The sequence below is a fragment of the Streptococcus sp. Marseille-Q3604 genome, from assembly GCF_916619785.1.
Lineage (GTDB): Bacteria > Bacillota > Bacilli > Lactobacillales > Streptococcaceae > Streptococcus.
This window is the reverse complement of the sequence record NZ_CAKAKM010000002.1, coordinates 536880-557302: the sequence shown is the minus strand read 5'-3', so window position 1 is coordinate 557302 and position 20423 is coordinate 536880. Positions and strand designations below refer to the sequence as shown.

Annotated in this window: 17 protein-coding genes and 3 tRNA genes; 16 read left to right on the top strand and 4 right to left on the bottom strand. The window is 37.5% G+C overall.

Features of this window, described 5'->3' with window-relative positions; all coding sequences use genetic code 11:
• The first annotated feature begins 12 nt into the window (after positions 1-12).
• Complete coding sequence (locus LG375_RS07140) at positions 13-1635, top strand: ABC-F family ATP-binding cassette domain-containing protein (RefSeq protein ID WP_037602413.1); 1623 nt, start codon at positions 13-15, stop codon at positions 1633-1635.
• 49 nt (positions 1636-1684) lie between these two features.
• A complete protein-coding gene (locus LG375_RS07135; RefSeq protein WP_195435975.1) occupies positions 1685-4279 on the top strand; it encodes a YfhO family protein in 2595 nt (864 codons plus the stop codon).
• Between the two features lie 96 nt (positions 4280-4375).
• Here LG375_RS07135 and LG375_RS07130 read toward each other — a convergent pair.
• A tRNA-Asn gene (locus LG375_RS07130) sits at positions 4376-4449 on the bottom strand.
• A gap of 22 nt (positions 4450-4471) precedes the next feature.
• Positions 4472-4543, bottom strand: a tRNA-Glu gene (locus LG375_RS07125).
• 186 nt (positions 4544-4729) lie between these two features.
• Between LG375_RS07125 and LG375_RS07120 the strand changes: the two genes are divergently transcribed.
• Positions 4730-4803: transfer RNA gene (locus LG375_RS07120), tRNA-Arg, on the top strand.
• Positions 4804-4828: 25 nt separating this feature from the next.
• Here the strand turns inward: LG375_RS07120 and LG375_RS07115 are convergent.
• Positions 4829-5512, bottom strand: coding sequence for a YoaK family protein (locus LG375_RS07115; RefSeq protein ID WP_002892206.1), 684 nt, complete (start codon positions 5510-5512; stop codon positions 4829-4831).
• Between the two features lie 16 nt (positions 5513-5528).
• A complete protein-coding gene (rlmH, locus tag LG375_RS07110) occupies positions 5529-6008 on the bottom strand; it encodes a 23S rRNA (pseudouridine(1915)-N(3))-methyltransferase RlmH (RefSeq protein WP_037598563.1) in 480 nt (159 codons plus the stop codon).
• Between the two features lie 205 nt (positions 6009-6213).
• Between rlmH and LG375_RS07105 the strand changes: the two genes are divergently transcribed.
• From LG375_RS07105 to tilS, 13 genes are all read left to right on the top strand, one after another.
• Complete coding sequence (locus tag LG375_RS07105) at positions 6214-7449, top strand: S1C family serine protease (protein WP_002892211.1); 1236 nt, start codon at positions 6214-6216, stop codon at positions 7447-7449.
• Positions 7450-7514: 65 nt separating this feature from the next.
• On the top strand, positions 7515-8282 hold the full coding sequence (locus tag LG375_RS07100) for a ParB/RepB/Spo0J family partition protein (protein ID WP_195435977.1): 768 nt from the start codon (positions 7515-7517) through the stop codon (positions 8280-8282).
• Between the two features lie 237 nt (positions 8283-8519).
• Positions 8520-9884, top strand: a complete 1365-nt coding sequence (gene dnaA, locus LG375_RS07095) for a chromosomal replication initiator protein DnaA (protein ID WP_037599382.1) — start codon at positions 8520-8522, stop codon at positions 9882-9884.
• Between the two features lie 155 nt (positions 9885-10039).
• Positions 10040-11176, top strand: a complete 1137-nt coding sequence (gene dnaN / locus LG375_RS07090) for a DNA polymerase III subunit beta (protein WP_155198442.1) — start codon at positions 10040-10042, stop codon at positions 11174-11176.
• A 51-nt stretch (positions 11177-11227) separates the two neighbouring features.
• A complete protein-coding gene (locus LG375_RS07085) occupies positions 11228-11419 on the top strand; it encodes a DUF951 domain-containing protein (protein WP_037599384.1) in 192 nt (63 codons plus the stop codon).
• A gap of 209 nt (positions 11420-11628) precedes the next feature.
• Positions 11629-12744, top strand: coding sequence for a redox-regulated ATPase YchF (ychF, locus tag LG375_RS07080; RefSeq protein WP_002883967.1), 1116 nt, complete (start codon positions 11629-11631; stop codon positions 12742-12744).
• Between the two features lie 72 nt (positions 12745-12816).
• Complete coding sequence (gene pth, locus LG375_RS07075) at positions 12817-13386, top strand: aminoacyl-tRNA hydrolase (protein WP_037597255.1); 570 nt, start codon at positions 12817-12819, stop codon at positions 13384-13386.
• Positions 13379-16885 (top strand): transcription-repair coupling factor, encoded by a 3507-nt coding sequence (gene mfd / locus LG375_RS07070; protein WP_225745548.1) that lies wholly within the window; start codon positions 13379-13381, stop codon positions 16883-16885. Before pth ends, mfd begins: the two co-directional genes overlap by 8 nt.
• Positions 16886-17069: 184 nt before the next feature.
• Positions 17070-17345 carry an RNA-binding S4 domain-containing protein gene (locus LG375_RS07065; protein WP_002886275.1) on the top strand — a complete coding sequence of 92 codons (276 nt, stop codon included), beginning with the start codon at positions 17070-17072 and terminating at the stop codon, positions 17343-17345.
• The gene (locus LG375_RS07060; RefSeq protein ID WP_002886276.1) at positions 17329-17700 is read left to right on the top strand and encodes an FtsB family cell division protein; all 372 of its coding nucleotides are present in this window, start codon (positions 17329-17331) and stop codon (positions 17698-17700) included. The genes LG375_RS07065 and LG375_RS07060 overlap by 17 nt, the downstream gene beginning before the upstream one ends.
• Positions 17700-17831 (top strand): SP_0009 family protein, encoded by a 132-nt coding sequence (locus LG375_RS07055; RefSeq protein WP_002883955.1) that lies wholly within the window; start codon positions 17700-17702, stop codon positions 17829-17831. Before LG375_RS07060 ends, LG375_RS07055 begins: the two co-directional genes overlap by 1 nt.
• Positions 17828-19120 (top strand): serine hydrolase, encoded by a 1293-nt coding sequence (locus LG375_RS07050; protein ID WP_225745547.1) that lies wholly within the window; start codon positions 17828-17830, stop codon positions 19118-19120. The genes LG375_RS07055 and LG375_RS07050 overlap by 4 nt, the downstream gene beginning before the upstream one ends.
• Entirely contained in the window at positions 19120-20385 is a 1266-nt protein-coding gene (tilS, locus tag LG375_RS07045) for a tRNA lysidine(34) synthetase TilS (protein WP_225745546.1), read from the top strand. Before LG375_RS07050 ends, tilS begins: the two co-directional genes overlap by 1 nt.
• Positions 20386-20423: the final 38 nt, after the last annotated feature.

Here is a 20423-nt window from a genome sequence, read left to right as displayed (position 1 = left end):
AAAGGATATTATATGCTTACTGTATCGGATGTATCGCTTCGTTTTAGCGATCGTAAACTTTTTGATGATGTTAATATTGCCTTCACGCCAGGTAATACTTACGGTCTTATCGGTGCCAATGGTGCTGGTAAATCTACTTTTTTGAAAATTTTAGCTGGTGATATCGAACCAACAACAGGACATATCTCTCTTGGTCCTGATGAGCGTCTTTCTGTTCTTCGTCAGAACCACTTTGACTATGAAGATGAACGCGTCATTGATGTTGTTATCATGGGGAATGAACGCCTCTACGATATTATGAAAGAAAAAGATGCCATCTACATGAAGGAAGATTTTTCAGATGAAGATGGTGTCCGTGCTGCTGAATTAGAAGGACTCTTTGCTGAATTGGGTGGTTGGGAAGCTGAAAGCGAAGCCTCACAATTGCTTCAGAACCTAAATATCTCAGAAGACCTTCACTATCAAAATATGAGCGAATTAGCTAATGGTGACAAGGTGAAAGTCCTCCTTGCAAAAGCGCTTTTTGGTAAACCTGATGTACTTCTTCTTGACGAACCTACCAACGGTCTTGATATCCAGTCAATCTCTTGGCTTGAAGATTTCTTGATTGATTTTGAAAATACGGTCATTGTCGTATCCCATGACCGTCATTTCTTGAATAAGGTATGTACGCATATGGCCGACCTTGACTTTGGTAAAATCAAACTCTATGTCGGTAACTATGACTTCTGGAAACAATCTTCAGAATTGGCTGCACGCTTGCAGGCTGACCGTAATGCAAAAGCAGAAGAAAAAATCAAAGAACTTCAAGAATTCGTTGCACGTTTCTCTGCCAACGCTTCAAAATCTAAACAAGCTACTTCTCGTAAGAAAATGCTTGATAAAATTGAACTAGAAGAAATCGTCCCATCAAGTCGTAAATACCCATTCATCAATTTTAAAGCAGAGCGTGAAATCGGTAATGACCTTCTAACAGTTGAAAATCTCACTGTTAAGATGGATGGTGAGACTATTCTTGATAACATTAGTTTCATCTTACGACCAGGAGATAAGACTGCCATCATCGGTCAAAACGATATTCAAACAACTGCATTGATTCGTGCTCTTGCCGATGATATTGACTACGAAGGTACAATCAAATGGGGTGTTACTACTAGCCGCTCTTACCTTCCAAAAGATAATTCTAAAGACTTTGCATCCGGTGAATCAATTCTCGAATGGCTCCGTCAATTTGCCGAAAAAGGGGAAGATGATGATACCTTCTTGCGTGGATTCCTTGGACGTATGCTCTTCTCAGGAGATGAGGTTAATAAATCTGTTAGTGTTCTCTCAGGGGGAGAAAAGGTACGTGTCATGCTTTCTAAGCTCATGCTTTTGAAATCTAACGTCCTTCTTCTAGATGATCCTACTAATCACTTGGATTTGGAATCAATCTCAAGTCTGAATGATGGCGTCCGTGACTTCAAAGAGTCTGTTATCTTTGCCAGTCATGACCATGAATTTATCCAAACAATAGCGAACCACATCGTAGTCGTTTCTAAAAATGGGGTTATTGACCGTATTGATGAAACTTATGATGAATTCCTTGAAAATGAAGAAGTGCAAGCTAAAGTCAAAGCACTATGGGCTGATTAAACTATAAAAAGATGCAGGTTGGGATATCCCAACCTGTCTTAGTATCATTATGACAAATAAAAAATACCATACGACTTTATTATTTTATCTGGCTGCCTTTTTCTTGCCAGTACTAATCATGATAGGTGTGCTGTATAGCCAAAAAATCTATCCTGGTAGTGAGCGGACTATTTTAACAAGTGATGGTTTTCATCAGTATGTGATTTTTGCAACTGGACTTAGGAATATACTTCATGGAGATGGAAGCCTCTTTTACACCTTTACAAGTGGGCTAGGTCTTAATTTCTATGCTCTAACAAGCTATTACTTAGGTTCCTTCTTGTCTCCACTTTACTATTTCTTTACTGTCAACCAAATGGCCGATGCTTTTTATTATATAACACTGCTTAAGTTTGGTCTTATTGGGCTCTCAGGAGCTTTTAGCTTTAAGCGTCTCTTTACAAAAGTGTCAAGAAGTTTCATCCTATGTCTTTCTACAGGATTTGCTTTGATGAGCTTTGCTACCAGTCAGTTAGAAATTAACACCTGGCTAGATGCCTTTATTCTAGCACCTCTAATCATATTAGGTTTACACCTCTTACTAAGATTCAATAGACGGGGCTTATACTTTTTTAGTCTAACCTGCCTTTTTATCCAAAACTACTATTTTGGATATATGATGGCTATTTTCCTAACCCTTTACACCATAGTACAATTGATAACTATCAAGGGGTGGAAGAGTAAGATTCTTCATTTCATAGACTTTGGAATTGTCTCTATACTAGCTGGTTTAAGTAGTGCTGTCATGCTGCTGCCAACGCTACTTGACTTGACAACACATGGTGAAAAATTTACAGGTGCGTCAAGTTTGTTGACAGAGTCTACCTATTATTTTGACTTCTTTGCGAAAAACCTCGTTGGAGTTTACGATACTACTAAATTCGGATCAATCCCTATGATTTATGTGGGAATCTTACCTTTGATTCTTTTTCTACTTTTCTTTATTAGTAGGGAAATCAAGCTATCATTACGTCTAGGTTACCTCTTATTAGTAGCTTTCTTTATCGCTAGCTTCTACTTACAGCCTCTTGATTTGTTTTGGCAAGGTATGCACGCGCCTAACATGTTTCTCCATCGCTATTCTTGGCTCCTATCTCTCCTAACTGTTCTTTTAGCAGGAGAAACACTCAATCGAATTAGAAAGTTTTCTTTTAAAAGGCTCCTCCTATCTTTCTTAGGATTGAGTACCGCTTACTTACTAACTTGGATCTTTCAATCTCACTATAGCTTCATTGAACCAGTCTCCTGGCTATTAAGTCTAGCATTTCTCCTAGCCTATGCTATTCTATTTACTAGCTATTTTAGACAGCAAATTCCTGGGAGTGTTTTTCGCTGTTTCACCTTCTTATTCTGCATTTTTGAGCTTACATTAAGTACTTACTATGTTGTTGGAGCTCTTGGAAATGAGTGGGTATTCCCAACTCGTGAAGGCTATCTGCGAAATATGTCTGCCATTACAAAACTAGTTTCAAAAACTAAGCAAGCAAATAAGACTTTTTACCGTACTGAAAGGTTAGAAGCTCAAACTGGTAACGACAGTATGAAATTCAATTATAATGGTATTTCTCAGTTTTCATCCATTCGAAATACTGCTTCAAGCTCAACACTCGATAGGTTAGGCTTCAAATCTGAAGGGACTAATTTAAACCTACGTTACCAAAATAACACCATTATCGCTGATAGTCTCTTCGGAATAAAATATAATTTATCGAACTTTGACCTTAATAAGTATGGTTTTAATCACGTAACTTCTGAGAAAACAATAGGACTTTATCAAAATAATAATGCAAGTCAGCTTGCTATCTTAACTGATGGCATTTACAATAATATTGACTTCACTGTCAATACGCTTGACAATCAAACTAGCTTGCTGAATACTCTCTCTGGACTTAACTTAACCTATTTTAAACGAGCTCCATCTCAACTGTTTGATAAGGATGCTAGATCTTTGAATCAGCGCGTGGCTAAAAACGTTAGCAACTCGAATAAAGATTTTGTAACAATCACCTATCAAGTTATTGCTCCACCACATAGTCAACTCTATGTTAGTATTCCTAATATTTCTTGGTCTGATGACAATAACCACTCTCTGTCAATTACTGTAAACGGTATGACAAAGAATCAAGTTACTGATAATACCTTTGATTTCTTTGACCTTGGCTACTTTGAAACAGAATCAATGGTTACCATCAAACTTAGTTTCCCTGGCAATAAAGCAATATCCTTTGATAATCCTAGTTTTTATGCCCTTGATACTCAAAACTATCAGATAGCTATGGATACTATTAATGAACGTGATAGCAAGGTTACTACGTCAAAAAATAAAGTGTTCGTTGATTATAGCAGTAAAACGAATGCCTCACTATTCTTTACCATTCCATATGATAAGGGATGGACAGCGACCATAAATCATAAAAAAGTTAAGATTCAACGAGCCCAAAAGGGGTTCATGAAAGTCGATGTCCCTAGTGGAAAAGGAAAAGTTGTTCTAACCTTTATTCCCTATGGACTTAAGACAGGTTCATTGATTAGTCTATTGGCAAGTATCATATTTTGTTGCTACGCTTACTTCATCAGAAAAACAACTATTATTCAAAAAAGCTGATTATCTTAAATTAAATAGGTCTGGAACAAGTGTTCCAGACCTATTTAACTTTGGGTACAAAAAAACTCAAGCTATACAACTTGAGGTGTCTTATCACTCCGCCAGTAGGACTCGAACCTACGACATCATGATTAACAGTCATGCGCTACTACCAACTGAGCTATGGCGGATAAAACTGCTAAGTAGCAAAAATAGTCCGTACGGGATTCGAACCCGTGTTACCGCCGTGAAAAGGCGGTGTCTTAACCCCTTGACCAACGGACCAAGTTCTGAGATTTTTATCTCGTTAATACTCTTATTATTATATCAGAGTATTCGATTTTGTCTATACTTTTTTTCAAAAAAAATATTAAATTTTGCTAAATTTATTCGAATTTTACGTTAGTTTTTATCTTGCTTTTACAAAGTATTGACATGTTGCTATATATTTTGTAAACTAATAGAGTTATTGGTCCCATAGCTCAGCTGGATAGAGCATTCGCCTTCTAAGCGAACGGTCGCAGGTTCGAATCCTGCTGGGATCAGATAAAAAAACGCATTCTAGAATCTCTAGTTGCGTTTTTCTTTTGCCTCGATAAATAAGAAATAATTTAAAACAAACAAGGGAAGCAAAGTCGTATATAGGCTGTATTCATGTAAATATTGAGCAAACCAAGTTGAGGCTGCGACTCCTACCATGAATGTAAAGATGATAATAGTTGTATAAGAAGCTTGTTTAAGCGCTTTGGCATCACCCTCGTCAATAGCCCTAGCAATGGTTAAAGAAGTATTAGTAATATTACCAGTCATCATAAAGGAAGCATAATTTACACCTCTGACTCGCTTAAAAATACCTACTTGAAGAGAGGCGAAGAATGCCAAGCCTGCAATCGTAATAGTAGAATCAACGTATGGTGTAATAATTGCAAGAATAGTCATCAAGAGAAGGGCAAGTCTAATCGCTTGCAAATGCCATCCCCACTTATGGTTAATGAGCCACTTCTTAACAAAAAAAACAAAAAACTGACCTAAAACAAAGAAAAAGATAGGTATTACATAGCTAAAAGCTCTTGCAATATGCCCCTCAACAAGGTGAATGACCAAATAGAGGAGATTGCCTGTCTGGATACTTGCAAATCGACCGTCTTGAGTATTGTAAGTATAGGCATCAATGAAGCCTCCTATATAACTAACTAGAGTTGCTACTCGTAATCCTTCAAAAACACGATAGGAGCGTTTTTTCATTCTGAACATGTCTGTTTCCTTTTTTCTACTTATGATAAGGACTTCCCTGCTGAATCATGAATGCACGATAAATTTGTTCTACTAATACAAGGCGCATAAGCTGATGAGGGAATGTTAAGAGACCAAAACTCATCAATCGATTAGCTCTCTTTTTTACTGTTGGAGAGAGTCCCAAACTGCCCCCTATAATAAAAGTAATATCTGAATAGCCTCTAAGGGTCACTTGCTCTAACTCTTTAGCAAATTGTTCCGAGGGAAATTGTTTTCCTTCAATAGCTAAGGCAATGACATAATCACGATCACCTACTTTAGCCAAGATACGCTGTCCTTCTTTGTCTAGGATAGCTTTATTTTCAGCTTCACTTGCATTATCTGGCGTCTTTTCATCCGTTAATTCTATAGATTCAAATTTTGTGAAGCGTCCTAGTCGTTTGACATACTCCGCAATGCCATCTTTCAAATATTTTTCTTTCAGTTTTCCAACGGTAATCAATTTAACTTTCATAGGCTTATTATAGCACATATCCACAATCTTTTAACACCTTATCCACACCTTTTTCGTGTCAAACATCTAGAGTTATCCCTATAAAATCGCTTTTTATCTACACTTTTTGAAACTTATCCACAGACTGTTGATAACTGTTTTTTAAAATCACTTTATGATATAATTAAGCTTACTTTGATATGTTTATCAAAAAGGAGGACTAAACGTGAAAAAATTTAACTGGAAAAAAATAGTAGCACCAATTGCAATGCTTGTTATTGGATTACTAGGTGGTCTACTAGGTGCCTTTATCCTATTAACAGCAGCAGGGGTATCTTTTACCAATACAACAGATACAGGTGTTAAAACAGCTAAGACCGTATACAACAATACAACAGATACAACTAAGGCCGTTAAGAAAGTACAAAATGCCGTTGTTTCTGTCATCAATTATCAAGAAGGCTCATCTTCAGATTCCCTAAATGAACTTTATGGTCGTATTTTTGGTGGAGATGATAGTTCTGATTCTAGCCAAGACAAATCAAAAGATTCTGATGGATTGCAAGTCGCTGGTGAAGGTTCCGGTGTTATCTATAAAAAAGATGGGAAAGAGGCCTACATCGTAACCAACAACCACGTTGTTGATGGTGCTAAAAAACTTGAAATCATGCTTTCAGATGGATCAAAAATTACTGGTGAACTCGTTGGTAAAGATACTTACTCTGACCTAGCAGTTGTCAAAGTTTCTTCAGATAAAATAAAAACCGTCGCAGAATTTGCAGATTCAAACTCCCTCACAGTTGGTGAAAAGGCAATTGCTATCGGTAGCCCACTTGGTACCGAATACGCCAACTCAGTAACAGAGGGAATCGTATCTAGCCTTAGCCGTACCGTAACTATGCAAAACGACAATGGTGAAACTGTCTCAACAAATGCTATCCAAACAGATGCTGCCATTAACCCTGGTAACTCTGGTGGTGCCTTAGTCAATATTGAAGGACAAGTTATTGGTATTAACTCAAGTAAGATTTCATCAACGTCAGCAGTTGCTGGTAGTGCCGTTGAAGGTATGGGATTCGCCATTCCATCAAACGATGTTGTAGAAATCATTAATCAATTGGAAAAAGACGGTAAAGTTACACGCCCAGCCCTAGGAATCTCAATGGCCGATCTTAATAGCCTTTCTAGCAGTGCAACTTCTAAATTAGATTTGCCAGATGAAGTTAAATCTGGAGTTGTTGTCGGTAGCGTTCAAAAAGGTATGCCAGCTGACGGTAAACTTCAAGAAAATGATGTTATTACTGAAATTGACGGTAAGGAAATCAGCTCAAAAACTGATATTCAAACCAATCTTTACAGCCATAGTATCGGAGATACAATCAAAGTAACCTTCTATCGTGGTAAAGAGAAGAAAACTGAAGAACTTAAATTAACAAAATCTACAGAAGACTTATCTGACTAAGTCATTGACAAATCTGTCAAAAGACCTTTACAATAATGTAAAGGTCTTTTTTGGAAAGGAATAACATGCAAGAACAACTCAAAGCTTTACCTATTAGTGAAATCTACCCAAATCCTTTTCAACCTCGTATAGAATTCTCTGATGAAGAATTAGCAGAACTGAGCCAATCAATCGCTGAAAATGGACTGATACAGCCAATCATTGTCCGAAAATCGGACATTATTGGTTATGAACTAATTGCTGGGGAAAGACGTTTACGTGCCTGTAAACGTCTGGGAATGACAGAAATCCCTGCAGTCGTAAAGGAAGTCTCAGATCAAGAGAGTCGTAAACAAGCTATTATTGAAAATTTACAACGCTCGAATCTCAATCCTATTGAAGAAGCAAAGGCCTATCGTAGTTTAATTAATGAGTTAGCTTACAGTCACGAGGAACTGGCAAAAGCTATGGGGAAATCCAGGCCCTATATCAGTAACGCTCTCAGACTCCTCCAACTTCCCAAAGAGATACAGACAAGTATCGAAAATGGCAAACTGAGTCAAGGACATGCTAGAGCGCTTTTATCTGTTGAGGGTACCCAAAAGCAATTAACTATCTATCATCAGGTGCTTACTGAAAAATGGTCCGTTCGTACTCTGGAAAAAAGACTTCAAGAACTTCCTAAAAAACAAAAATCAAAAAAAGATATTCACATAAAAGATAAAGAAAAAGAACTAGAAAAATCACTTGGTCTCCCCGTTACTCTTCGTTATCACAAAAATCACTCTGGAACTATTCAGATCCACTTTTCGACGGAAGAAGATTTTAACAGAATTATCAACAAGCTAATTTGACCTGTGAATTAATGAGAAAAAAGAAACAAACTTATCCACATCAAAAAAATGTTGCCCTCCCTTTATTTACGAGGGTTTCTTTTTTTATTCACAACTTGTGGATAACTCTTGTGCACAATGTGAATTGTCTTTTTCAGTTGTGGATAACTCGAGAAACTTTTATCTCCTGACCTGTGGAAAACTTTTTTGTTTTATGATAGAATCAGAGAACAAGAATAAAGAAGGAGAATTGATGGAATGACCGAAAAAGAGCATTTTTTTTGGAATAAGCTCTTAGAGCTGGCCAAAGAGGAACTAACACAAGCCACTTTTGATTATTATGTCCTAGATACCAAGCTCATCAAAGTTCAAAATAACGTTGCTACAATTCTGCTTGAAGAAGTCAAAAAGCTATTCTGGGAAAAGAATATGCAATCTTTCATTTTGATGGCTGGTTTTGAAGCCTATAATAGTGAAATAAAAGTTGAGTACGTCTTTGACGAAGCACTCATAAACGAGGCAAATTCAACTGTAGCAAATAATGACTTTGGTAATAAAAAGGAACAGCAGACCCCTGCTCTTCCTACATTGGACTCAGACTTAAATAGTAAGTATACCTTTGATAATTTTATCCAAGGGGATGAAAATCGTTGGTCAGTTGCTGCCTCTTTAGCTGTAGCTGATTCACCAGGAGCTACTTATAACCCTCTATTTATTTACGGAGGACCTGGTCTCGGGAAAACTCACTTGCTCAATGCCATTGGAAACAAGGTCTTACATGATAATCCTCAAGCACGGATTAAATACATTACTGCAGAGAATTTCATTAATGAATTTGTTGTACATATCCGTTTAGATAAAATGGACGAACTAAAACTTAAATATCGTCATCTGGACGTTCTCTTAATTGACGATATTCAATCATTGGCTAAAAAATCAACGCAAGCCACTCAAGAGGAATTCTTCAATACTTTCAATGTCCTTCACAATAATAATAAACAAATTGTCCTGACCAGCGACCGTAATCCAGATCAATTGAACGAGATGGAAGAGCGTCTTGTCACGCGCTTTAAATGGGGGTTAACCGTCAATATCACACCACCTGACTTTGAAACGCGAGTGGCCATTCTTACTAATAAGATTATGGACTATGATTATCATTTTCCTCCTGAAACAATTGAGTATTTAGCTGGCCAATTTGATTCAAATGTCCGTGACTTGGAGGGGGCCTTAAAAGATATTAGCTTAGTTGCCAATGTTCGCCAGTTAGATACTATCACAGTTGAGGTAGCTGCTGAAGCTATTCGTGCACGTAAAATGGATGGTCCTAAGTTAACTCTTATTCCGATTGAGGATATCCAAACTGAGGTAGGGAAATTTTATAATGTCACTGTAAAAGAAATTAAGGCAACTAAACGAACACAAAATATTGTCTTGGCACGTCAGGTAGCCATGTATCTTGCGCGTGAAATGACTGATAACTCCCTTCCAAAAATTGGAAAAGAATTTGGCGGAAGAGACCACTCAACTGTCTTACATGCATACAATAAAATCAAAAATATGATTGCCCAAGATGACAGTTTACGCATTGAAATTGATACCATCAAAAACAAGATAAAATGACACTTGTGGATAACTATTAAAAATCATTCAAACTTTTCCACAGGCTGTGCACAAGTTCAAAGCCTTGATAAAACTATGTTTTGTAGACTTATGCACAGTGTCCACAAGACCTACTACTACTACTAAAATAATACTAATAAAAATAAAGGAGCATCATGATTCAATTTGCGATTAATAAAGCTTATTTCTTACAAGCACTTCATACGACTCGCCGTGCTATTTCTTCTAAAAATGCTATCCCAATTCTATCGACGATTAAAATCGAAGTTAACAGTGATGGTATCTATTTAACAGGATCAAACGGGCAAATCTCAATTGAAAATAGTATTTCAGTTTCGGAAGAAAATGCAGGTCTATTAATTACACAGCCAGGTAGTATTCTTTTGGAAGCAAACTTTTTCATTAATGTTGTCTCAAGCTTGCCTGATGTTACCCTTACTTTTGAAGAAATCGAACAATACCAAGTTTTACTAAAGAGTGGTAAATCAGAGATTACTTTAAAAGGGAAAGATGTTGAACAATATCCCCGTATTCAGGAAGTTGATAGCTTGACACCATTACTCATGGACACAAAAGTGTTAAAATCTATCATTGCTGAAACTTCATTTGCAGCAAGCACACAAGAAAGTCGTCCAATTTTAACCGGAGTTCACTTTGTTCTTTCAAATCATAAAGATCTCAAAGCTGTAGCAACTGACTCTCACCGAATGAGTCAACGTCAACTTGTTCTGGAGCATTCTGCAGATAACTTTGATGTCGTAATCCCAAGTCGCTCACTTAAAGAATTGTCGGCAGTCTTTAGCGATGATATTGAAAACTTAGAGGTCTTCTTCTCAATAAATCAAATTCTATTCCGTAGTGAAACAATTTCTTTCTATACACGTTTACTTGAAGGAAATTATCCAGACACTAATCGTCTCTTGTCCGATTCATTTGAAACAGAAGTTGTTTTTGAGACTGCTAGCCTTCGTTCTGCTATGGAACGTTCATATTTGATTTCTAATGCTAGTCAAAGTGGTACCGTTAAACTCGAAATCATTAATGGTAGTGTCAGTGCCCATGTTAATTCGCCAGAAGTCGGAAAGGTGAATGAGGATATTGACGTGCAAGATGTTTCAGGTAGTGATTTGGTCATTAGTTTCAATCCAACCTACCTAATAGATGCTTTGAAAGCTCTTAAGAGTGAAACTGTCCGTGTACGTTTCATTTCACCAGTACGTCCATTTACATTGACGCCAGCAGATGACAGTGAGAATTTTATTCAATTGATTACACCTGTAAGAACAAACTAAAATCGAAAAAGTTATCCACTGTGGATAACTTTTTTACTAGAAAGGGAATTTATGTACCAAATTGGAAGTTTAGTTGAAATGAAAAAACCACATGCTTGTACTATCAAAGCAACAGGAAAAAAAGCTAATGAATGGGAAGTAATCCGTCTTGGAGCTGACATTAAGATTCGTTGTACGAATTGTGATCATGTGGTCATGATGAGTCGTCATGATTTCGAGAAGAAACTTAAGAAGGTTTTATAACAGATGTTGGAGAGACTATATAACGAGAGTTTTATGTTAAGAAAATTACTTCACTAGCAATATAAAGACTTTCTAAAGTCCCTAATCATCTTCTTTATAGCATTCTTTGCCTTGCTTTCCTTTTTATGATTCTCAAAGGGAAGTTGCCTATTTTTAACAATTTTTGTGTTATAATTAACTGAATTACTTTTTTATGGAGAAATAAATTAATGGCTTTAACAGCAGGTATCGTTGGTTTGCCAAACGTTGGTAAATCAACTCTTTTCAATGCAATTACAAAAGCGGGTGCGGAAGCTGCTAACTATCCTTTCGCAACAATTGATCCAAACGTCGGTATGGTTGAGGTACCAGATGAGCGTTTGACGAAACTGACTGAACTTATTACCCCTAAAAAGACAGTTCCAACCACATTTGAGTTTACAGATATTGCAGGTATCGTAAAAGGAGCATCAAAGGGTGAAGGTCTTGGAAATAAGTTTTTGGCGAATATTCGTGAAGTAGATGCGATTGTCCATGTCGTTCGTGCTTTCGATGATGAAAACGTTATGCGTGAACAAGGGCGTGAGGATGCCTTTGTAGATCCGATGGCTGATATTGATACAATCAATCTAGAATTGATTTTGGCTGACCTTGAATCAATTAACAAACGTTATGCGCGTGTCGAAAAAATTGCACGTACACAAAAAGATAAAGATTCTGTGGCAGAGTTTAACATTCTTCAAAAGATTAAACCTGTTCTAGAAGATGGTAAGTCTGCACGTACGATTGATTTTACTGAGGAAGAGCAAAAAATTGTTAAGGGACTCTTCCTTTTGACAACAAAACCAGTGCTTTACGTGGCTAACGTTGATGAAGATCAAGTCGCAAATCCTGATGATATTGATTATGTGAAGCAAATTCGTGAGTTTGCAGCGACTGAAAATGCAGAAGTAGTTGTTATCTCGGCACGTGTTGAGGAAGAAATTTCTGAGTTGGATGATGAAGATAAGGAGATGTTCTTAGAAGACCTTGGTTTGACAGAATCAGGAGTTGATAAACTGACACGCGCAGCCTATCACTTGCTTGGTCTTGGAACTTACTTCACTGCTGGTGAAAAAGAGGTGCGTGCTTGGACCTTTAAACGCGGTATCAAGGCACCACAGGCAGCCGGAATTATCCACTCTGACTTCGAGAAAGGCTTTATCCGTGCCGTAACCATGTCTTACGATGATCTCATTAAATATGGTTCTGAGAAAGCTGTTAAGGAAGCTGGTCGCCTTCGTGAAGAAGGAAAAGAATATGTTGTCCAAGATGGCGACATCATGGAATTCCGTTTCAACGTTTAGAAAATAAAAAATAGTGCACAAGGCTGAAAAGTATTTTTCAGTCCTTTTGCTGTTTATCAAAGAGGAGAAATAATGACAAAATTAGTAGTTGGCTTGGGAAATCCTGGTTCAAAGTACCATGAGACACGTCACAATGTTGGTTTTATGGCTATTGACCTAATGGCTAAGGAACTGGGATTAACTTTTTCTGAAGAAAGGACCTTTAAGGCTGAAGTGGCTTCGACCTTTTTAAACGGTGAGAAGGTTTATTTTGTGAAACCAACAACCTTTATGAATCTATCAGGTCTAGCTGTTAGAGCATTACTAGCTTATTACAATATTCCCATGGAGGATTTTATCGTCATTTACGATGACTTAGATATGGAAGTTGGGAAATTGCGCTTTCGTCAAAAAGGTTCAGCGGGTGGTCATAATGGTATTAAATCTATCATTGCTGAAACTGGCACTCAAGAATTTGACCGTATAAAAATTGGTATTGGCCGTCCACAGAAAGGAATGACGGTCGTTAATCATGTCCTTGGAAAATTTAGTGAAGACGACTATGCCACAATTTTACTGACTTTAGACAAGGTAGAGACAGCCCTCAATCATTACCTGAAAACCAATGATTTCGAAGATACTATGAGGCGTTATAATGGCTAATACTCTATTAGATCTTTTTGAGAAGAATCATCAATTGCTTGAGTGGCGTGATAAAGTAACCCTATTGAGTAGGCAGTTGGTCATGGGATTTTCTGGTTCCAGCAAGGCAGTTGTCATGGCATCCGCTCTTTCTGAGCAAGTTCCTAAGATTTTAATCGTTACTTCAACACAAAATGAAGCTGAGCAACTGACAGGAGATTTGTCAGCTATCTTAGGAGAGGATAAGGTTTATTCTTTTTTTGCAGATGATGTAGTAGCTGCAGAGTTTATCTTCGCTTCTCCAGAAAAGACCCATTCTCGTCTTGAAAGTCTTAATTTTTTAATGGATAAAGAGGCCAGTGGGGTTTTGGTCACGAGTTTAGTTGGTACTAAGTTACATTTGCCTAACCCTAAGGTTTATAAAGACTCTCGCATTGACTTAACACCAGGGGAGGAACATGATTTAGAGGCTCTCAGTAAGCATCTGACTCATATTGGATACCAAAGAGTAGAACAGGTTCTCTCACCTGGTGAGTTTAGTCGGAGGGGCGATATTTTAGATATTTATGAACTGACATCAGAGCTCCCCTACCGTTTAGAATTTTTTGGAGACGAGATTGATGGCATTCGTCAGTTTGATAGCGATAGTCAGAAATCTTTAGACAATTTAGAGCATGTTATCGTATCACCAGCAGATGATATTATCTTAACAAGAGAAGATTACCAACGTGCTGAGAAGGCCCTAGAAAGTGCGGTCTCGAAGGCAGAAGGTCCTCATAAGGCTTACCTTGAGGAAGTTCTGTCGGTTACGATTGATGGCCACCGTCATAAAGATTTACGTAAGTTTTTGTCTCTCTTTTATGATAAGGCTTATACCTTATTTGACTACCTTCCAAAGGGAACTCCTGTATTCATTGATGATTTTCAAAAGATAGTGGACCGCCATGGACGTCTTGAATTGGAGGTGGCTAATCTTTTAACTGAGGATCTTCACCAAGGCAAGTCTCTGAGTCATCTAAACTACTTAGTGGATTCATTTAAGACTTTACGTAACTATCAGCCAGCTAGTTTCTTTTCGAATTTTCATAAGGGTTTGGGAAATCTTAAATTTGATAAGTTGTATCAATTCACGCAATACCCTATGCAGGAGTTCTTTAACCAGTTTCCACTTCTAGTTGATGAAATACATCGCTATACCAAGAATAAGGCTACAGTTATTTTACAAGTGGGGTCTGAAAAGCAACTCAAATCTTTGAAGGAAACCTTGGAAGAATATGATTTAGATTTACCACTTAGTAGTTTTGGAGATTTGATTCCTTATAAGCCTCAATTAGTTCTAGGAAACTTATCCAATGGTTTTTACTTTGCTGATGAAAAGCTTGTTCTGGTCACTGAACGTGAGATTTTCCATAAAAAAGTAAAACGTCGTGCGCGTGCCAGTCACGTTTCCAATGCTGAGCGTCTAAAAGATTACAATGAGCTTGAAAAAGGTGATTATGTTGTACACCAGACTCATGGTATCGGACAATTTAAAGGTATTGAGACTATTGAGATTAAAGGGGTGCATCGTGACTACTTGACCATCCAATATCAGGATGCTGCAACAATTTCTCTACCTGTTGAGCAGATTGAGAGTCTCTCTAAGTATGTGTCAGCGGACGGAAAAGAGCCTAAAATTAATAAACTCAATGATGGGCGTTTCCAAAAGACTAAACAAAAAGTAAGTAAGCAAGTAGAGGATATTGCTGATGATCTCTTAAAACTTTACGCTGAGCGTAGTCAACTTAAAGGTTTTGCTTTTTCACCAGATGATGATAATCAAAGAGATTTCGAAGATGATTTCGCCTATGCTGAGACAGAGGATCAATTGCGTTCTATCAAGGAAATTAAGGCAGACATGGAGTCAGACAAACCCATGGATCGTCTCTTGGTTGGTGATGTTGGTTTTGGTAAGACAGAGGTAGCTATGCGTGCCGCCTTCAAGGCAGTCAATGATGGAAAGCAAGTTGCTATCTTAGTTCCTACAACGGTTCTTGCCCATCAGCACTATTTGAATTTTAAAGAGCGTTTTGAAAATCATGCCGTTGAAGTAGATGAACTCAGTCGTTTTAGAAGTAAAAAAGAGCAGAATGAGACTATTGAAAATCTAGCTAAAGGGCGTATTGATATTATTATTGGTACTCACCGCCTACTGTCTAAAGATGTTAAGTTTTCTGACTTAGGCTTGCTAGTAATTGATGAAGAACAACGTTTTGGCGTGAAGCATAAAGAGAAACTTAAGGAGTTGAAAGCTAAAGTTGATGTCCTTACTCTAACTGCGACACCTATTCCTCGTACGCTTCATATGTCTATGTTAGGTATTCGTGATTTGTCGATTATTGAGACAGCACCTACCAACCGTTATCCAGTTCAAACTTATGTTATGGAAACCAATCCTGGTCTTATTCGAGAAGCGATATTAAGAGAGATGGACCGAGGTGGTCAGATTTTTTATGTTTATAATCGTGTTGAAACCATTGATCAAAAAGTTTCTGAATTACATGAGCTAGTCCCTGAAGCACGTATCGGATTTGTTCATGGTCAGATGAGTGAGGTTATGTTGGAGAATACCCTCTTGGATTTCTTGAATGGTGATTACGATGTATTGGTAGCAACGACCATTATCGAGACAGGGATTGATATCTCCAACGTTAATACTCTCTTCATTGAGAATGCAGATCATATGGGCTTATCTACCCTTTATCAGTTGAGAGGTCGTGTGGGACGTAGTAATCGAATTGCTTACGCCTATCTCATGTATCGTCCTGACAAAGTGTTGACGGAAGTCTCTGAGAAGCGATTGGATGCTATTAAGGGCTTTACAGAACTGGGATCAGGTTTCAAAATTGCCATGCGTGATTTATCAATTCGTGGTGCAGGGAACATTCTTGGTGCTTCTCAAAGTGGTTTCATCGACTCAGTCGGGTTTGAGATGTACTCGCAACTCTTGGAAGAGGCTATCAATAAACGTCAAGGTAAAACTCAAGTTCGACGTAAAGGAAATGCAGAGTTCAATCTTCAGATTGATGCTTACCTCCCTTCTGACTATATTTCTGACGAGCGCCAAAAAATTGAAATTTATAAGCGTATTCGAGAAATTGAGAATCAGAAAGATTATCAAGACCTTCAAGATGAGCTTATTGACCGCTTTGGAGAATATCCAGACCAAGTTGCCTATCTCATTGAGATTGGTCTGGTTAAGGCCTATTTGGATGCTGCCTTTGCAGAATTAGTTGAGCGTAAGAACGATACTATCACTGTTCGTTTCGAAAAAGCCTCTCTCAAATTCTTCTTGACTCAAGATTATTTCGAAGCCATCTCTAAAACGCATTTAAAAGCAAAAATCAGTGATAACCAGGGGAAAGTAGAGATTACTTTTGATGTTCGTAACAAGAAAGACTATGAAATTCTTGAAGAATTAAAGATTTTTGGTCAGAAATTTATGGAAATCAAAGAACGTAAAGAAAAAAAAGAAGCTTAAGGAAAGTTTAAGTAAGTCTCTCTATACTATAAAACATCCTAAAACTTTTCTTTTTCATAAATCTCCTGAGAGGGTCGACTAGTGTCGATCCTCTTATTTTTGTATTGAAAAGGCTTTAGTCCCCTATTTTCTAAAAAAAATGCTATCATAGAAGAGATATCCTAACGAAAAGGAAACAGTAACATTGAGATTAGACAAATATTTAAAAGTATCACGAATTATCAAACGCCGTCCAGTTGCTAAAGAAGTGGCTGATAAAGGGCGTATAAAAGTAAATGGTGTACTCGCTAAGTCATCTACAGATTTAAAAATTGGTGACCAAGTGGAAGTTCGTTTTGGAAATAAACTCTTGACTGTCCGTGTTCTAGAAATGAAAGATAGTACGAAAAAAGAAGATGCGACAAAAATGTACGAGATTATAAGTGAAACAAGGATTGAAGCAGATGAGCAAGAAGCCTAATATTGTACAGCTTACGAATGATTATATTGATAATGCCAATCAAGAGCAACGATTAGAGCGTGCCGAACACGAACAAAGGAATCGCTTTATGGGGTGGATTCTCTTTGTGGTTGTTTTACTCTTTATCTTGCCAACCTACAATCTGGTTGAGACCTATATGAACATCAAACAGCAAGAGAAGGAAGTCTTGTCGCTTCAGAAAGACTATGATAAATTGTCAGATCAGACAAAGGAACGAAAGGATTTGGCTAAGAAACTTAAGGATGATGCTTTCGCCGAGAAATATGCGCGTGCTAAGTACTATTATTCACGTGAAGGAGAGTCTATCTATCCTGTACCAAGCTTATTACCCTAATGAAAGATTTACTTAAAACTGTAGAAACTTTTTTAACCTATTCAGAAGCCAAGTTAGAGGAACTATCAGAAAAAAATCAGCAACTTAAAACGGAATTACCGAGGAAAGAGGAGGTGAAGAAACAAGCATGAAAAAGCTCTTAATAGCTGCAACTGTTGTGCTTGTATCTTCTAGCCCTCTAGTCCTACTTCCTATGGAGAAGGAGCTAGCTCTGACCCCAAAACAGGTTCAAAAATTGACTCAAAATACTACAGCTAGCTTGAGTCAATTTAAACAGATTCCTAAAAATCCAAGAACGATAACAAATATCCTAACTTATAAGAACAAGGAATTAACCGAATTTAAAACCAGTATCCAAGCGGATACCAAACTATCGATTTCTGCTATTTTTTGGAATGCAAAAGGTGAACCTGTTTTCCAACTTCAAGATGGTGATTATGTAGCCGCTAGTCAGAAATCAATTGTGGATGATAGTATCTATAATCAAAAACCAGTAGATATGACCTTCTGGACTAAAGATGGTTTAACGGTATACAAAGAACCTTACGTGTTAGGAACCGAAAAAGCTGACTCTAAACTCGCTAGTTTCAAACCTATTAAGGTTAGCCAAGCAGCTCAGACGCATGCAGGGACCTACTATTTGGTAGACGGAGAGGGGTGGATTAACGCTTCTGATTTGTCAACGACTGATAATCGCATCGAGTCTGTTCAAAAAGTCCTTAATGAGAAGTATAACAATCAAGAGCGCATTTCAGTTTATGTTAAACAGCTTGATACGAACCGAGTAGCTGCTATCAATGACGAAAAAAGCATGTATGCAGCTAGCGTAGCGAAGCTTGGTGTACTCTACTATGCACAGGAACGTCTGTCTCAAGAGAAATTAGCATTATCAGATGAGTATCAATATACCTCTGCTGTGAATGGTTTTCCAGGTGCTTATGATCCAGATGGTTCTGGAAAGATTAGTAAGATGCCTGATGATAAGAATTATAGCTTGGAAAATCTGTTAAAGGCTGTAGCCCAAAACTCAGATAATGTAGCGACAAATATATTAGGTTATTATGTAACCAATCAGTATGACAAGGCCTTCCAAAAATCAGTAGATAAAGCCGCAGCGACTTCGTGGAATATGGATAAAAAGGAGTTGACTGCTAGAGCCGCAGGTACTTTGATGGAGGCTGTTTATAGACAAAATGGAGATATTATCAATTATCTTTCAAGTACGGACTATGATGGCGAACGTATTTCCAAAAACATTGATGTGCCTGTCGCTCATAAAATTGGTGATGCCTACGACTTTAAACATGACGTCGCTATTGTTTATGCAGATTCTCCCTTTATTCTATCGATTTTTACGGATAAAGAGGGCTATGACAAAATCACCTCAATTGCAGATGATGTTTATGGAATTTTAAAATAATGACACAAAAATTGTTGCAAATGATGCAAGCCAAGGGTTATTTTAACCAGCACAAGAAAATTTTAGTAGCAGTATCAGGTGGAGCAGACTCTATGAGTTTGCTGCACTTTTTGTATAACCATCAAAAAGATTTGGATATTCAGTTGGGGATTGCTCACGTTAACCATAAACAACGACAAGAGTCGGAGCATGAAGAAGCGTATTTACGTCATTGGGCAAAGGAACATAAGGTCCCTTTTCACTATAGTGCCTTCTCAGGAAAGTTTTCAGAAAATGCTGCCCGTACCTTTCGCTATGAGTTTTTTAAGCGGGTCATGAAAGATTATGAATATTCTGCTCTTGTAACAGCCCATCATGCAGATGATCAAGCAGAGACGATTTTTATGAGACTGTTGAGAGGAAGTCGTTTAAGACACCTGACAGGAATTTCAGCTATCAGACCATTTGGTACTGGTCAGATTATTCGTCCCTTTTTGCATCTTACGAAAGATCAGCTTCCCGTAACTTTCCATTTTGAAGATAGGAGTAATATGTCACTAGCCTATCTTCGGAATCGTATCAGATTGACCTATCTTCCTACCTTATCTCAGGAAAATCCTAAATTTAAGGAGCACCTTTGTCTTTTAGCCGAGGAGATTGGTCTTATGAAGCAAGCTTTAGGGGAGTTAACAAAGAATATTACTATTACTGATTTATCTGTTTTTCAGCAACAGTCAGATGCTGTCCAGATCTTTCTTCTTCAGAACTATTTAGATACCTTTCCTGATTTACAGCTTTCTAAAGGCCAATTTAATCAATTGATAAGTTATCTAAGGAAAAATGTTTCAGGAAAGATCCCCCTAAAAAATGGTTACGAACTAGTAAAAACACAGACATATTTCTTGATAAGGAAAGAAGCGTCTATTTCTTTATCGCCTCCTTGTCTCTTAGAATTTGGAAAATCTGTTGAGTTTGAGGCTTATACCTTGACTTTTTCAGAATTCAATGACGTTTCTAACACAGATGCTATTAGTATTTGGTCAGATGCCCCAATAGTGATTCGTCATAGAAAAGAAGGCGATAAGATTGACCTTGGTAGTCACCATAAAAAATTAAGACGACTGTTTATAGACAATAAGATTTTAGAGAAGGATCGTCAAAAAGCCATTGTAGGAGAACAAGATGGTCATATTATTTTTCTTTATGTTGCTGGGCGTCTCTATTTGAAAAAAAGACCTGAAAATGCTATACTTTATGGCACTGTAGTCATTTATAGGAATTTCTAATCAAATACCATGTTCAAATAACGATGATTGAAGTAAAA

Coding starts and splice junctions, on each gene's coding strand:
- rlmH (WP_037598563.1), bottom strand. CDS start 6,008: ATGAAAGTTAAATTGATTACCGTTGGAAAACTGAAAGAAAAATATTTG.
- tilS (WP_225745546.1), top strand. CDS start 19,120: ATGACACAAAAATTGTTGCAAATGATGCAAGCCAAGGGTTATTTTAAC.
- LG375_RS07085 (WP_037599384.1), top strand. CDS start 11,228: ATGTACCAAATTGGAAGTTTAGTTGAAATGAAAAAACCACATGCTTGT.
- dnaN (WP_155198442.1), top strand. CDS start 10,040: ATGATTCAATTTGCGATTAATAAAGCTTATTTCTTACAAGCACTTCAT.
- ychF (WP_002883967.1), top strand. CDS start 11,629: ATGGCTTTAACAGCAGGTATCGTTGGTTTGCCAAACGTTGGTAAATCA.
- dnaA (WP_037599382.1), top strand. CDS start 8,520: ATGACCGAAAAAGAGCATTTTTTTTGGAATAAGCTCTTAGAGCTGGCC.
- LG375_RS07140 (WP_037602413.1), top strand. CDS start 13: ATGCTTACTGTATCGGATGTATCGCTTCGTTTTAGCGATCGTAAACTT.
- mfd (WP_225745548.1), top strand. CDS start 13,379: ATGGCTAATACTCTATTAGATCTTTTTGAGAAGAATCATCAATTGCTT.
- LG375_RS07050 (WP_225745547.1), top strand. CDS start 17,828: ATGAAAAAGCTCTTAATAGCTGCAACTGTTGTGCTTGTATCTTCTAGC.
- pth (WP_037597255.1), top strand. CDS start 12,817: ATGACAAAATTAGTAGTTGGCTTGGGAAATCCTGGTTCAAAGTACCAT.
- LG375_RS07115 (WP_002892206.1), bottom strand. CDS start 5,512: ATGTTCAGAATGAAAAAACGCTCCTATCGTGTTTTTGAAGGATTACGA.
- LG375_RS07060 (WP_002886276.1), top strand. CDS start 17,329: ATGAGCAAGAAGCCTAATATTGTACAGCTTACGAATGATTATATTGAT.
- LG375_RS07055 (WP_002883955.1), top strand. CDS start 17,700: ATGAAAGATTTACTTAAAACTGTAGAAACTTTTTTAACCTATTCAGAA.
- LG375_RS07100 (WP_195435977.1), top strand. CDS start 7,515: ATGCAAGAACAACTCAAAGCTTTACCTATTAGTGAAATCTACCCAAAT.
- LG375_RS07135 (WP_195435975.1), top strand. CDS start 1,685: ATGACAAATAAAAAATACCATACGACTTTATTATTTTATCTGGCTGCC.